7 protein-coding genes are annotated in these 13,913 nt (G+C 71.3%); 3 read left to right on the top strand and 4 right to left on the bottom strand.

Going from position 1 to position 13,913, the window contains the following annotated elements:
• The first annotated feature begins 106 nt into the window (after positions 1-106).
• The 3 genes from P3L51_RS20650 to P3L51_RS20640 all read left to right on the top strand — a co-directional run bounded on the left by P3L51_RS20650 (position 107) and on the right by P3L51_RS20640 (position 3,420).
• Entirely contained in the window at positions 107-1,225 is a 1,119-nt protein-coding gene (locus P3L51_RS20650) for a PP2C family protein-serine/threonine phosphatase (RefSeq protein ID WP_354606746.1), read from the top strand.
• 108 nt (positions 1,226-1,333) lie between these two features.
• Entirely contained in the window at positions 1,334-1,921 is a 588-nt protein-coding gene (locus tag P3L51_RS20645; protein WP_354606745.1) for a TetR/AcrR family transcriptional regulator, read from the top strand.
• Between the two features lie 92 nt (positions 1,922-2,013).
• Positions 2,014-3,420 carry an amidase gene (locus P3L51_RS20640; protein ID WP_354606744.1) on the top strand — a complete coding sequence of 469 codons (1,407 nt, stop codon included), beginning with the start codon at positions 2,014-2,016 and terminating at the stop codon, positions 3,418-3,420.
• 165 nt (positions 3,421-3,585) lie between these two features.
• Here P3L51_RS20640 and P3L51_RS20635 read toward each other — a convergent pair whose 3' ends face one another.
• From P3L51_RS20635 to P3L51_RS20620, 4 genes are read right to left on the bottom strand one after another with little or no spacing between them, the layout of a single operon-like run.
• On the bottom strand, positions 3,586-7,056 hold the full coding sequence (locus tag P3L51_RS20635; protein ID WP_354606743.1) for a hypothetical protein: 3,471 nt from the start codon (positions 7,054-7,056) through the stop codon (positions 3,586-3,588).
• The gene (locus P3L51_RS20630; RefSeq protein WP_354606742.1) at positions 7,053-11,072 is read right to left on the bottom strand and encodes a hypothetical protein; all 4,020 of its coding nucleotides are present in this window, start codon (positions 11,070-11,072) and stop codon (positions 7,053-7,055) included. Before P3L51_RS20630 ends, P3L51_RS20635 begins: the two co-directional genes overlap by 4 nt.
• 9 nt (positions 11,073-11,081) lie before the next feature.
• Positions 11,082-12,035: a hypothetical protein gene (locus P3L51_RS20625; protein WP_354606741.1), complete on the bottom strand. Its 954-nt coding sequence runs from the start codon at positions 12,033-12,035 to the stop codon at positions 11,082-11,084.
• A gap of 21 nt (positions 12,036-12,056) precedes the next feature.
• The gene (locus tag P3L51_RS20620) at positions 12,057-13,808 is read right to left on the bottom strand and encodes a S8 family serine peptidase (protein ID WP_354606740.1); all 1,752 of its coding nucleotides are present in this window, start codon (positions 13,806-13,808) and stop codon (positions 12,057-12,059) included.
• Positions 13,809-13,913: the final 105 nt, after the last annotated feature.

Genomic DNA, 13,913 nt, shown 5'->3' with positions numbered 1-13,913 from the left:
TGCGCACCGAGTCGGCATCCGCGAGCTGGACAGCGCATCCGCGCCGGCGTGGTGAGAGGCTTGGGGTATGCGGGCGCTCCACGGCTCGGCATCCGGTACGAGTCTGATGAGATCCAGCAGGACCCTGTTCGCTCTCGCGAGGGCCCTGCCGTTCGCGGTGCTCCTCGCAGTGCTCGGCATCGAGCTCTCCCCTGCCCACTTCCTCTACACCGGACCGCTCCTCTCGCCGGCCCCGGCGCTGGCCGCCGTCACGATGGGCCCCGCTGGAACCGGTTCCGTGATCTTCCTGGCGGGGATGCTGAGCACGATCACAGCGACCCAGAACCACGCATGGGGCACCCCAGCGGTCTACAGCAACCTGCTGGCACTGCTCGTGGTGTCCGTTGCCAGTCTCGCGACCAGTACCGCGCGAGTACGCAGGGACAACGAGCTCGCGAAGGTCCGCCGGATCGCCCAGGTCTCCCAGGACGTGGTGCTGCGCCCCGTGCCTGCCCGCCTGCAGGGTGTACGAGCCGCAGGCGTATACCTGGCCGCCGAGGAAGGCGCTCGCATCGGCGGCGACCTCTACGAGGTAGTGGCCACGCCCTTCGGAATCCGGATCATCGTGGGAGACGTTCGCGGCAAAGGACTGCCCGCGGTGCGCTCGGCCGCCGCGGTACTGGGCGCGTTCCGCGAGGCGGCCGACTACGAACCCGAACTACCCGACACGGCGATGCGGTGCGAGGCCGCGCTGCGACGTGAGCTGACGCGCGCGGAGGGCCCGGAGGAGACGGCTGAATCCCGAGATCCGGCGGAGGAGTTCGTCACGGTGGTCATCGCCCAGATAACGGACGCACCTGTCGTCGAACTGGTCAGCCGCGGCCATCCCCCACCGCTGCTGCTCCGCAGGGGCGAGACCACCTCCCTGGAAACCGCCAGCCCGTCGCCGCCGCTCGGTCTGGAAGAACTCCTCAGCACGTCCCCCGTCCCGGCCGAGAAATACCCTTTCGAACACGGCGACCGGCTGCTGCTCTACACCGACGGAGTCCTGGAGGCCCGCGACCCCGCCAGAAACTTCTTCGACCTGCCCACACACCTGGCACGACTGCACAATTGCACCCCCCAGGAACTGCTGGACCGGCTGCACATGTCCCTCCTCCACCACACAAGAGGACGTCTGGCGGACGACGCAGCGATGATCATCATCGAGCGGGACACACACCACGGCTCCGCACAGGCCACCTGAGGGCGGCGAGACGGAGTGCGGCTCGGTGGGCAGTGGCCGTCGCGCTCACCCCCGTACGCGACTACGCATTTCTAGACGACTGGTCTAATCCGGTGTTACGGTCGAGCCATGCCAGTCACCAAGGTGGAAACGCGCCAGAGCCTCCTGGACGCCGCGCGGCGGATCGTGGCCGCGAAGGGCTACGCCGCGGTCGGCATCAACGAGATCCTCACCGAGGCCGGCGTCCCGAAGGGGTCGTTCTACCACTACTTCGGCTCCAAGGACGCCTTCGGCGAGGCGATGATGAAGAGCTACTTCGACGAGTACCTCGCGACCATGGATGGGATCTTCGCCGCGAAGGGCAGGAGTTCCGCGCAGCGCCTGATGAGGTACTGGCAGAACTTCCACGACACACAAGCCGTGGACGACTGCCAGGGCGGGTGCCTGGTGGTCAAGCTCGGTGCGGAGATCGCCGACCTCTCCGAGGTGATGCGGGCGGCGACGAAAGTCGGGACAACGGCGATCGTCGACCGACTGGAGCAGGCGATCGGCGGCGGCCTTGCGGACGGGTCCATATCTGTCGACGACAGCCCCCGCGCGACGGCCGAGGCCCTCTACGACCTGTGGCTCGGCGCGAGCATCATGGCGAAGATCCATCGCGGCCCGGACCATCTCGACCGTGCCATGACGGTCACCCGCAGGGTCCTCCACGTCTGACAATCCCCCGCAGCCTCGCGGGCACATCGCCCCGAGGCGGCATCAATGGAAGACCGGCCTACCGGAGTAGACCGGTCTAGGAGAGAAGCCTCATGACCACTGACCTCATCTACTCGGACGCGAGCGGACTCGCTGAACTGATCCGCGACAGAAAGGTGTCGTCCGTCGAGGTGGTGCGGGCGCACCTCGATCGCATCAAGGCCATCGATCCGAAGCTCAACGCGATCGTGGTGCTCGCCGACGGCGCTCTGGAGGCCGCGAAGGCGGCGGATGAGGCACTGGCGGCGGGCGTCGAGGTCGGGCCGTTGCACGGCGTGCCGTTCACGGTCAAGGACTCGTTCGACACCGCCGGGGTGCTGACCCAGCGCGGTTCCCCGATCTTCGAGGGCCGCGTCCCCGACACGGACGCCACCAGCGTGGCACGTATGAAGGGCGCCGGCGCGATCCTGCTCGCCAAGACCAATCTCCCGGAGTTCTCGTACTCGACCGAGTCCGACAACCTCCTGACGGGCAGGACGAACAACCCCTGGAACCTCGACCGCACGTCCGGCGGTTCCAGTGGCGGGGAGTCGGCGGCGATCGCGGCCGGTATGTCGCCGCTCGGGCTCGGAAGCGACCTGGCCATCTCGGTGCGCGGGCCGGCCGCTCACACCGGCATCGTCGCCCTCAAGGCCACACACGGGCGTATCCCGATGACCGGCGTCTGGCCGCGCGTGCCCCGCCGCGACTGGCACGTCGGCCCCATGGCCCGCACCGTCCGCGACCTCGCACTGGCGTACTCGGTGCTCTCCGGCCCGGACGGCGCCGACGGCTTCGCCACCGTTCCGCGCGAGTTCGACACCGGCCTGGGCGCGTCGCCGGACCGGCCCGTCCGCGTCGGCCAGCTGGTCGACTCCGGACTCGGCCCGATCGACCCGGAGGTCGCTGCCACCGTGGAGAAGGCCGCCGAAGCGCTGCGAGGCGCCGGGGTTCACGTCGAGGCTGTAAGCATCCCGGCGCTTGAGCGGGACAACCCTCTCGACCTCTTCAACCGGCAGCACGTCATGGAGATGAAGCCGGCCTTCCGGGACGTCACCGCCGGTCACGAGGACCAGATGGGCAAGGTCTCCAGGGCCATGCTCGCCGGCCCGGACACGTCCATCCACGACTACGTCCTGGCCGAACAGGGCATCGAACGTCTCCGGGACGCATTCACCGAGTACTTCCAGCAGTACGACGCCCTCCTGCTCCCGGTCCTGCCCATCCCCGCCCACGAGCACGGACTGACCCAGTTCACGATCAACGGTCGGACGGTGGACGCCGCCCATATCCAGACGGCGACCGTTGCGTTCAACCTGACCGGACTCCCGGCCCTGTCCATGCGGTTCGGCACGAGCGGCGACGGCATGCCGATCGGTGTACAGCTGGCAGCCAACTGGCACGCCGAGTCGACGATCCTGCACATCGCGTCGCTGCTGGAGTCGCTCAGTCCGGTCCGTGACCAGCACCCCGCCATCTGACGACCACGAGTCCCCACCTGGGCGCTTGCGCTTCGCGGAGACATCGACACGTTCGTCATCGGAATCGAGGGCGGGGTCGGGCCCCTCCCTCGCCAGGAAGTTGAAGGGTTCGCGCGATCATCCGTCGGGCGGCCGGCGTTCGGGTGTGGGGCCGGGCTGTGGTCGCTACCCCAGTGTCACCACGTCGATGAACACCGTCCGCTGCCGCAGCTCGGTGGCCAGGGTGGCGTCGTCGCCGGCGACCGCGGGCTCGATGTCCTCGGTCTCCCGGACCACCACCCGCAGACGCCCGTCGCTCGCCGGAACCGCCAGCACCGGGAGCGGTTCGCCGAGCACTCCCGACACCACGTGTCCCGGCACCCGATGCCACATACCGGCGACGTCCGGCGCGGCGGAGGTGAGGTCGCTGGCCGCCGCGCCCGAGCACTCCTCGACGAGGGCGACGACCCCGTTCCGGGTCGGCCCGAGTGGACCGGTTCCGGTCAGCAGCACCCGCAGACCGTCGGCCACGTGCTGCACGGAGAGCGTGCGGTCCGGCATGAGTTGCACGAACTCGGTGGTCACCGGGGTCGACAGCGCGCAGTCGGGCAAGCTCTCCGGCTGGTAGCGCGCGAGCGCCAGGCGCACGAAGGGGCAGTACGAGTCGGCCACCGCGCCGGGCAGCTCGACATCGGCGTACCAGCGGTCGGTCTCGACGTGCAGGTGCGCGGGGTAGGGCACCGCCCGCACCACGGTGCCGGTACCCGGCAGCGTGTGCTCCGCGGTCGCGCCCGCCGCTCCGGCGAACACTTCGGGACCGGCTGTTCCGGCGGCATCACCGGTGGCCCAGATCGGATCCCGCGACACCCGGGTCAGGTCCGGCCCGGTGAGCACGGCGAGCAACTCGCCCTCGCCGGACAGGTTCCACGGTCGCGCCAGCTCGACCCGGACCCGGCCGCCGCGGCGAATCCGCTGTACCGGCCCGGCTGCCAGGTCGGCCGAGCCCTCCCAGCGGAACGACGGGGACACCGCGAGCACGACCGGCGCCACGGGCGGCGCCGAGCTGGGGATGCTGACGGCCTCGGCCGGGGTGGTGTCGTGCTGGAAGGCGGCGTCCTCCCCGGCCGTGAAGAACTGCCGGAACCGGCTGAGCGCGGTCAGGGTGTAGGTGACGCGCCGGTGCCGGGTGTCGCCGAACTCGTGCCGTACCGCCAGCTCGGTGGCGTCGGGCGCGACCGCGACCGAGCACACCTGCTCGGTCAGCAGTGGCCCGGCGGCATCGCTGTCGCCGGGTTCGTGCCACCGCGCCGCCACGTCGACCTGGCCGGTGGACTTGCGGTCGACGCCGAGCAGCGGGTGGTCGGAGTCGGCGAGCGCGGCCCAGGTGGCGCCGGCGTCGCGGGTGGCGCGCAGGGCGGCGGCCGGTGCCGCGAGTGGCCTGCGAACGGCGTGCACCAGCCGCACCACCCTTGGCGGGGTCAGCATCGGGTGCCGCCCCGCTGCCAGGCCGGCCTCCGCGGCGTTGGGCACCCATTCCTGGATCTCGAACTCGTCGATCTTGTTGGCGTCCGCGCGGGAGCTGAGCTCCAGCCCAGCCTGCTCCCCCGGCATCAGCCTCACCACCAGCGTCTCGCCCTCCCATTCGATGACCGGCTCGCCGGGCCCGCGGCGCTCCCGCAGCACGAGCGCCTTGGCGGAGTAGTCGGGCCAGCGCGGCTGCCAGGCGCTGTCGGTGCTCTCCCCCGGCGCCGGCGCGTCCGGGCCCGGGGTGAGGAAGCCCAGCACGCTCACCGCCGCCGGATCGGCGAGCCAGCTGTAGTCACCCTCCGCGGTCGCGGTCGGCGGGGTCACCGCCCGCCGCACCCAGCCGAGGACGACGGTGTCGTCGGCCGGGTTGCCGTCGGCATCGGTACCGCCGAGCCGGCCGTGCTGTTCGGCGAGGGTCATCGAGGTCGGCGGCGGCAGCAGGATCCGGCGATCGTTGTGCGGATACTCGGGGTGCGCGACGGCGAACTGGTCCAGGTCGAGAGCGGTCGCGCCCGCCGGGTCACTGCGGACGACCAGGCAGTCGAGAGTCCCGCCGGGACCGAACGCGGCCGGGTTGGCGACCAGTTGACCGGACTCCAGATGGAACGCGTCGACCGGCGGCGCGAATTCCGGCGGCGGAATCGGCTCGTGCCGCCGATAGAGCACGAGGTCGGTCGCGCTGCGGTTGATACCGGGCCGCAGGTCGTCGAAACGGAGACCGCCGCCGGCCATGTCCGCGACCCGGATGCGCATCTGGTAGCCCTGTCCGAACCGCAGTTCGCCGAGCTTTCGCTCGGACCGGCCGAAGTCCCAGTGGAAGTCGTACGGCAGCGGCAGCCGGGTCGCCGCGCCGGGCACCGGGCCGTGCTCGTCGAACACCGGGCGGGGCAGCACCAGGTTCCACCCGTTCCACCGGGTCACCACCTCGTCGGCGCGGATCACCCGGTCGGAGCCGATCACCGCGGTGTTGGCCTTCACGTGTCCCTCCTCGACCTGCGCCGCCGGACCGATCGGCTGGTCACCGACGCGGTAGGTGGCGGTGCGCTCACACAGGGGGAACCACTGGCCGGTATGCCCCTCGGTGCTGGCCTGCCGAATGTCGACGCGGTAGCCGAGCACGAGATCGTCGGCGGTGAGTTCCCGCTCGTGCAGCGGCCGCTCGGCGTTCGCGGCCCGCTGCCGCAGCTGCGCGCGGCGGCCGTTGCGCAGCAGTGCCAGTCCCGCCGACCGCAGCACCGGCAGCGTCACCGCGCTCTCGCCTTCGGTGATCGACCGGGCACCGTCGCGGAGCCGGTCGGCCCCGCCGGCCACGTCGAAGGTGGCCACGCTCCAGGCCGCCGCTGCGGCCGGGTCGGCGCCGATCTGGCTGGTGCCGGTGAGGTCGACCATGCCCGTGCGCAGGTCGCTGCCTTCCTCGGGGGCCGGCACGAAATGCACCTGGTCGAACTCGAAGCGCGTCCACGGGTTGACCGTGAGCCAGTCGCCGGGCAGGTCCGCGCCCTGTGTGCACCGGACCCGGATCAGTTGGGACCCGACCGGGATGGTGGCGACGTCGAGGGCGAGTTCGAGGATCAGACCCAGCCGGGTGAGCACCGCCGGATGCTCGCGCAGCAGCGAAATGGTGCGCGCGAAGTCCGGCGCCCGCCACTCCTCGGGCCCGAGCTGCCCGGGTACGGCGGCGGGTTGCTCGGCGGCCCACCGCGCGTACTGCTCGCGCAGCACCGGGTCGGCCTCGACGGCCGGGTCGGCGATCGCCCGCGCGGACATGGTGTAGGTCTGCCGCACCTGGGCGGCATCGGTCGATGTCGGGCTCACCGTCGGGGTGTCGTACACCCGTCGACGTGGCGGTTCCACCACGGTGTCGGCGGGGAAGAACGACCGCCACACCTCGCTGTCCGGCGCGGTCAGCGCAGTGAGCCCGGTGACGCCGGTGACGCTCGCCTCGGCGCCGGGCGCCGTCTCCACGGTGAACTCGGCACCGGCCAGTGTCGCCGGCCAGTCCCGCAGTCCGAAGCTCGAAAGCGGCTGCGGTGTCGCCGTGTCGAGCTTGGGAACCACCAGTACGCGCAGGGGCGCTCGATCGCCCGTGACGACGCCGGCCGGCACCGCGATCCACAGAATCTCGTTCACCCGAACGCTCCTCGATAGTCCCGCCAGGCCTGCAGTGCGACCGGATCCGGTCCGGGCGGTGGTACGGCGGCATTCACCGGCCGGGCCGGCGCCGGAACGGGTTGGCGAGCCGAGCCACCGGCGATCACCCAGTCCCCGCTGTCCAGCTCGACCGACTCGGAGAACAGGGTGACGTCGATCTCGACAACGATCTTCGCGCGCCCCACCAGCGCGTTGGTGTCGAACTGGTAGGCCAGCTCGACCTGAAGCTCCACCGACACCGACACCAGCCCGAGCAGCTCCACGCTGCCGCCGATGTGGATGAAGCCGGTGAGCCGGGGCGCGCCCGCCACCAGCTCGTACCGGATGCCGCCGAACGCGTGTACCTCAGCGGTGGCCACACCGAGGTTGATCGCCAGCGCGGCGCCGAATTGCAGCGACACCTCCAGTCGGCGCAGCCCCGAGCGGTCCAGTTCGAGATCGAGGTAGCCACCACCGCCGAACATCAGCACGGTGAGCGTGAACGGCCGTGCCCGCGAGGCGAAGCCGAGCGACAGGGACACCGGTTCGCCGTCGAAGGGCACCCGCAGCGCGGCACTGAAGGTCAGATTGCTCAGCACGAAGGACAACGCCGCGACATCCGGCAGAGGCACCGCGTAGCTCGCGGTGATGTCCTTGGCGGTCGGTACGATCCTGGGCCCGAGCTTGCCCAGCCCCACCTTTTCCTGGAGCACGTCCAGCAGCCGCAGCTTGCCGACGAACGCCGCGCTCAGCCCGTCGATGGCCAAATGCGGTGCCTCGCCGGTGAGTTGGCGGAACTCGACCCGCGCGAAGCTGATCTCGACCATCGGCTCGCTCACCGGCAGGACCAGCTTGAAATCGGTGATCACACAGGTCGTCTCGTTGCGCGCGGCGGAACTCGTGTTGCGCAGGGTGAGCGTGGACGTCTCCGTCGACAGCGGCAGGAAATCCCCGCCGGGCGCCGCGGCGAGAGCGATCCCCTCCCAGGTCAGCCGGACCTCCGGCGGGGTCGTGTCGAGCGTGACCATCTCGGGCGGCGCGGGAATGTCGCGGACCAGGTCGCGCAGGTCGAAGCCGAACAGTGAAGCGCCCTCGGCGAACAGGGCGGCCGGGGCCAGCGACTGCGATCCGGCGACGTTGACCAGGCCCCGCACCCGGGAGATGCCGTCCGCGACGAACTTGGGCGCGGCCAGCCCGCCGGAGCGATCGGCCATGGCGGTGAAGTCGACAACGAGATCGTCGAGGATGCGCAGCGGGATGTCGTCGGAGGTGGCTTCCAGATATGCCTGGTCGAAGACGGTCCGCACCCGCGGGTCGGTGTCCAGCAGGGTGCGCATCGTCGGCAACGCGACCTCGGCCGCCCAGGACCCCGGCTCCCCCGCGCGGCCCAGCGACGGGACGAAGCCACCGCCGGGCGACGGGCTGCCGGCGATGTTGAGGCGGTACACCTCCTGCACGTCGGACGGTGCCGTACGGGCCTGGTCGAGCACCATGTTGATCTTCGCGCCGGGCAGATCCACCGTCCCGTGCCCCGACGCGGTGTAGAACCGGTGGACGCTTTCGGTCACTTCCGGGTTGTCCAGCGACCGGAACGTCGCGCGGAGCTCGTCGCCGAGCTCCAGGTCCGCGACGAACACCAGCGGCAGCTCGTAACCCACCTGCCGTCCGGGCTGGCTGGAGCGCACCGGGAAGCGGATCGGCGCGCCATCACGAGTCGGCAGGAAGTAGGTCTCCACCTGCTCGGTGTCCAGATTCTCCAGCCGCAGCAGCTCGATGGCCCGCCGCGCGTCCCGCGCGGCCACGTCGAACCCCAACCAGTTCTGCGCGGCCCCGGCGCGGGTGGCCCCCTCCGGGTCGTCCGGGTCGAGCGGGTCGGCCGCGTCGTCGGTCCAGCCGCCGGCGAGTTCTTCCACCTGCGGCATCCCGGCGAGCAGCGCGTCCGGTCCGTACAGATCCTCGAAGACCCGCTCGGCTTCCATCTCGGCCCGCTGCGCCCAGCTGTCGAGTTCGGCGATCTCCCGGGTCGGCCGGGGCACCGTCTGCCAGTCGGCGTCGTCGACACCGCCGAACTCCAGCGTGGTGAGTTCCACCTGCTCGAACGGGAACGCCCGGGACTGGAGCCCGTCGACCGTCGACTCGGTGACGCACAGCACCCGGGTCTTGCGCAGCACCGCGACCGGCTCGCCGGTGCTGCGTTCGGTGGTCTCGACGAACACCGCCCGGTGCCCGAACGGGTACAGCACACCCTTGGTGGCGGTACGCACCCGCTGATCGCGCCCGCCGACCGTGCGCTGCTCCCAGTCGAGCGTGGGCCAGTCGCCCGCCGCGATCAGCGTGCCGCCCAGGCTGCTCAGCTCCAGCCGGTCCGCGCGGGCGGGCGGGGACTGCCCTGCGATGTTCACCCGGTTCGCCTTGGTCAGCGCCACCGGGAACGGGTCCGGCCGCCCGGCCCGCAGGGCCGCGACCGCGACCCCGCCGTCGCCCGCGTCGGTGCCGAATCGGGTGCGCCACAGCCCGGTCGTGCCGTCGAGGTCCACCGGCTCACTCGGGTGCCGGGTGACCACCGCGCCGGCGCCCGGCCGCGGGGAGAGGATCAGCCCCCAGGGGAGTTCGACGGCCGTGCGCTGCTCGTCGCGATCGATCGGCGCGTCGTTCAACGCGGCCAGCACACCCGCGGCGGTCAGCTCGAACTCGGGCGGGGCGGTGACGGCGACACGGCTCGAACCGGCCAGCCGCGCCTGCCACACGTCGCCGAGCAGCGGCGACGCGCCTGGCTCGGACACCTCCTCGGCGATGTGCTGGGGCGGGAAAGTCACCACCAGATGGGCGTCACCCGCCTCGGCGACCAGGCGCGGGACCGGGTCGGTGGTGATCCGGTAGCCGACCGCGAGCACCCCGAGCACGACGTGGTCGGCGGGCCGGGTGAGCAGGAAGGCCGGCGGTACGTCGTCGGTGGCGCCGGCGAGCGCGTCCTGCGCCGGTTCGGGCAGCACGGCGCCGGACGCGTCGCGCGAGCTGGGCAGAGTCAGGTCGAGATGCGACCAGACGTGGGTGTCCCAGGAGGCCACCCGCACCCGGTCGGCGGCGACCTGGGCGACCATGTCGATGCCGGCCTGGGGGCCGCCGCGCTCGACCGTGACCGGGTCGGCGGTCCAGCCGTCCGTGACCGGCGGCAAGTCGTCCCAGCGGCGTTCCGCGACGTGCCAGCTCCAGTGGCGCAGCAGCCCGGCCGCGTCCCGGAAGTAGATGTCCGGTCCGCCCGTCGCGGCCGCGGCCTCGAACGGCAGTTTCTCGGGGCGGGTGGGATCCGGCCCCCACCACCTGGTCGGGTCGGGGCCGGCGAAGAAGCCGTACCCCCAGTGCCACAGGGTGCCGTCCCGCTGTCGGCCGTACACGTCCTGCCGTACGTACTGGTGCTCGTCCGGCCAGGCGAGTGCCGCGACCGAGACGATGCCGGGGTCCAGGGTTTCGCTGCGCGGCAGACGCACCGGCTCCAGCCATTGCCCGTTCTCGAAGGCCCGGTGCACGATTCCGAACGGGGTGGAGTACGTGTCGACGAGCCCGGCCCGGCGGCGGACCGCGATCAGGCCGTCCATGCCGTCGATGTCCGCGCGGATGGTGTGGGTCCACGGGCCGCCCTGGCTGGACTCCCAGATCCGCAGCCGGCCGCCGAGGTCGGCGGCGAACACGTAGAGGGTGTCGCCGTCGGCCACCGGTACCGGCCTGGTCGCGACGTAGCCGGGCAGTTCCTCGGGTCCGGTCATCCGGCCGCGCGCGGCGTCCCAACGCCAGTGCAGCAGCTTCAGCCCGCCGACCGCGAACACGTCGAGGCCCTGCGGTTCACGGTGGACGGCGACCGGCTCGGCGAACAGGTCCACCCCGCCGCCGAGGTCGAGGGCGCCGGGCACGCCGTCGGCGAGCCACAGGTGCACCAGCGTGGCCTCGCGGGAGCGGACGAAGATGTCGAGCCGGTCGGGTCGCAGATAGCTGGCCCCGGGCCTTGCGAAGATCGTCACGGCGCGCGCCTACAGCCCGACACCGAAGGCGATGGCGATCGTGGCGAAGTCCGACGCGTAGCCGCGCATTCCGTCGCCGCCCCAGTGCAGGGCGACGATCTCGTCGCTCTCGTTCACCACCACCGACCCGGAGTCCCCGGACCGCGACCACACGCCCTCCGGATTCAGCCCGAGGTCGGGGATCATCACGATCGACACCTGTCCGAGCAGCATCCAGCGCGCGCTGCCGTCGTGGTTGTGTGCCACGTAGGCGCCGAGCGTGCCCTCGACCACCCCGTGCGAGACCCCGGTACGGTAACCGCGTTTGCGGACGACCGAACCGATCCGCGGCGACGAGATGCCGGTCGCCGTACCGATGTCGGCGATCCGCCCGACCTCCGCCGTGCGCGCGCCGTCGACCGAGCACAGCGCGGCGTCGAAGTAGCCGGAGACCAGACCGCCGGGGAAGAGTGACGGGACGTCGGGCGCCAGACACTGCCGCAGCGAGCCGAGCAGTTCGATCGGCGGTGCCGGGTCGGTCTGCGGCGCCGGCTGCTGGATCGGATCACCGGCCGCGCCGCAGACGACGTGGGCGTTGCTGACCGCGACCGGCAGCCCTTCCGAGTCGTGGAACACGCAACCGAGCGTGCCCGCGTGCACGTTGCCGCCCACGATGGCCGCGGGTCCGAGCTGGATTCCGCCCATGATCGGATCGCTGCCCGGCATGCCGTACGTCTTCTGGTCGGGAAGCCCGCCCTGCTCCAGGCGCGGGGTGCCGGCGACGAGGATGTACGGGAATCCCCCGATCGAGTCCGGCAGTCCCGCGGGCGGGTCGTCCGGATCGTCCACCAGGAGTCGCAACGTGTATGCGTCGGCGTCGTCGACCCCGACGTCGATACCGTTCACGCCGTCGAGCCGCAGCACGCCGAAGGCGTTCTCGTTGAGCGCGGCCGCCATCTCGACCGGTACCTCGTCCGCGGGCATATGGGGTCCTCTCCTGCCGGTCTAGACGAACTCGTTGGCGATCAGCTTGTGCAGGTCGGGCATCGTCCCGATGAAAGCGCCGGGAGCCCCCGCGCTGCTGTTGAGCGGGCGGGTCAGCACGTTGCGCATCCGCTTCGCGGAGATCTTCCCCGGCGCCCCGGTCGCCGGGTTGAGGGCCTGGAACAGGCTCTGGACCAGCAGGCAGACGCCGACGATCACCGGCGCCGCGGCCGAGGTCCCGCCGAACGGCGGCGCGGTCCAGTAGCCGTCCGCCTTCGTCGGTGCCGTGGGGTTGCCACAGGTCACCACGTTCTCCACCCAGGAGTAGCAGTCGACGCGGGTGCCGAAGCTGCTCACCACCCCATTGGTCGCCGGGTTCGGCGCGGCCAGCCTCCCGTGCGGGGGCGCCGACGCGCCGCCGCCGACCACGATCGCCCCGGAATCCTGGAAGTCAGGGCTCTGCCGGTCGAGCATCCGGCGGCCCCGCGGATCGAGGAACCGGTCGAGCGGGGCGCCGTTGTTCCCGGCCGCCTCGACGACGCTCACCCCGCGCGCGGTCGCGAGCCGGATCGCGGCGAACACCGGGGGGTCGGTCTCGGCCGGAGCGAAGAAGTCGACGCCGCCGATGGTCGCCGCGATCTGGGCCTCCAGCAGCAGGACGTCGCCGAAACCCAGCTGCGCCTGCGCCACCATCACCGCGTTGGCGAGCTCCTGGCGGCTCTGGAAGGAGTTGAAGGGTGGATTCGTCTGGTTGTACGACATCACTCGGGCGGACGCGGCCGGCGCGATACCGCAGATTCCGACGGTGTTGTCGGCACCGATCACCTCGCCGAGCACGGCGGCGCCGTGCGGGAAACTCTTGGCGATGTTGTGTCCGCCGAGCAGCTGGATCCCGGCCGGCAGGTCCTGGTGTCCGAGGAACCAGCCCTGCTCGATGTCGATGAACCGCACTCCGGAACCGTCGGCGCCTTTCGCCCACGCCGCCTGCACACCGATTCCGTCGAGCGCCGGCCGCAGATAGCCCTGCCGGTCGAACAGCGGGTTCGAGGTGCCGACGACGGGATCGGACGCCAGCGGTGTGGTGGCCGCGTAGTCCACGGTGCCGACCAGCTGGGACAGTGCCGCGGCCAATCCGTCGGTGTCGAATCCCGGCGGGCAGTCGATCGCGAGGAAGTTGTTGAAGTCGGGTGCCAGGTAGTCCGGGTCCGCGGTGCGCCCCTCGTCGATCATCACCTGGATCTCGTCGCCGGTGTGCGTGTCGAAGACGCGGCGCAACCGCAGGTTCGGCAGCAACGAGTCGACCACCGCGATCACCGGTTCGAACCCGGGCCCGACCACCGCGTCCGCGAATTCGGTGAGGGTGAGGGAGCCGCCCGGGCCGAGCGGGACGAAGGTGCCGTCGACCACTTTCACCGTCACCGACGGCGCCAGCTCGCGCTCGAACAGTTCCTTCGTCACGCCGACGGCGGGGTCGTAGCGCAGCGACCCCTGCTCGAACACGTTCGTCCGCCCCGACGGGACGGTCGCGTCGTCGATCTCGTCGGTGACCGGATAGCCGAGCCCGCTGTACTCCGCGCCGAGGTCCAGGTAGGTGGCGAGGATCAAGCCGTGCAGTTCGAACGCCTCGCCGATCCGGGGATGGAACAGGATCCGGCCGTACTCGTAGGGACGTGTGGCGCCCCCGTCGTACAGGGTCTCCTCCGGTCCCACGGGAGCACCCAGGTTCAGACCGGACGCCAACAACTCGGAGTGCTTGTCATCCGACCACGTCACCGTCTCGCGCACCCTTCGGAGGTATGCCACCAACCACGCTCCGGAACGGCGCAAAAGGTATCCGGCGCGAGGGTGCGTCCGGCGATGCCACGCCGGTGACGTCGG

It is taken from the genome of Streptomyces panacea (genome assembly GCF_040560175.1).
In the GTDB taxonomy this organism is placed as follows: Bacteria; Actinomycetota; Actinomycetes; order Streptomycetales; family Streptomycetaceae; genus Streptomyces; species Streptomyces panacea.
The sequence above is the reverse complement of the archived record's forward strand: the minus strand, read 5'-3'. Positions and strand labels throughout refer to the sequence as shown.

Coding starts and splice junctions, on each gene's coding strand:
- P3L51_RS20650 (WP_354606746.1), top strand. CDS start 107: ATGAGATCCAGCAGGACCCTGTTCGCTCTCGCGAGGGCCCTGCCGTTC.
- P3L51_RS20645 (WP_354606745.1), top strand. CDS start 1,334: ATGCCAGTCACCAAGGTGGAAACGCGCCAGAGCCTCCTGGACGCCGCG.
- P3L51_RS20640 (WP_354606744.1), top strand. CDS start 2,014: ATGACCACTGACCTCATCTACTCGGACGCGAGCGGACTCGCTGAACTG.
- P3L51_RS20625 (WP_354606741.1), bottom strand. CDS start 12,035: ATGCCCGCGGACGAGGTACCGGTCGAGATGGCGGCCGCGCTCAACGAG.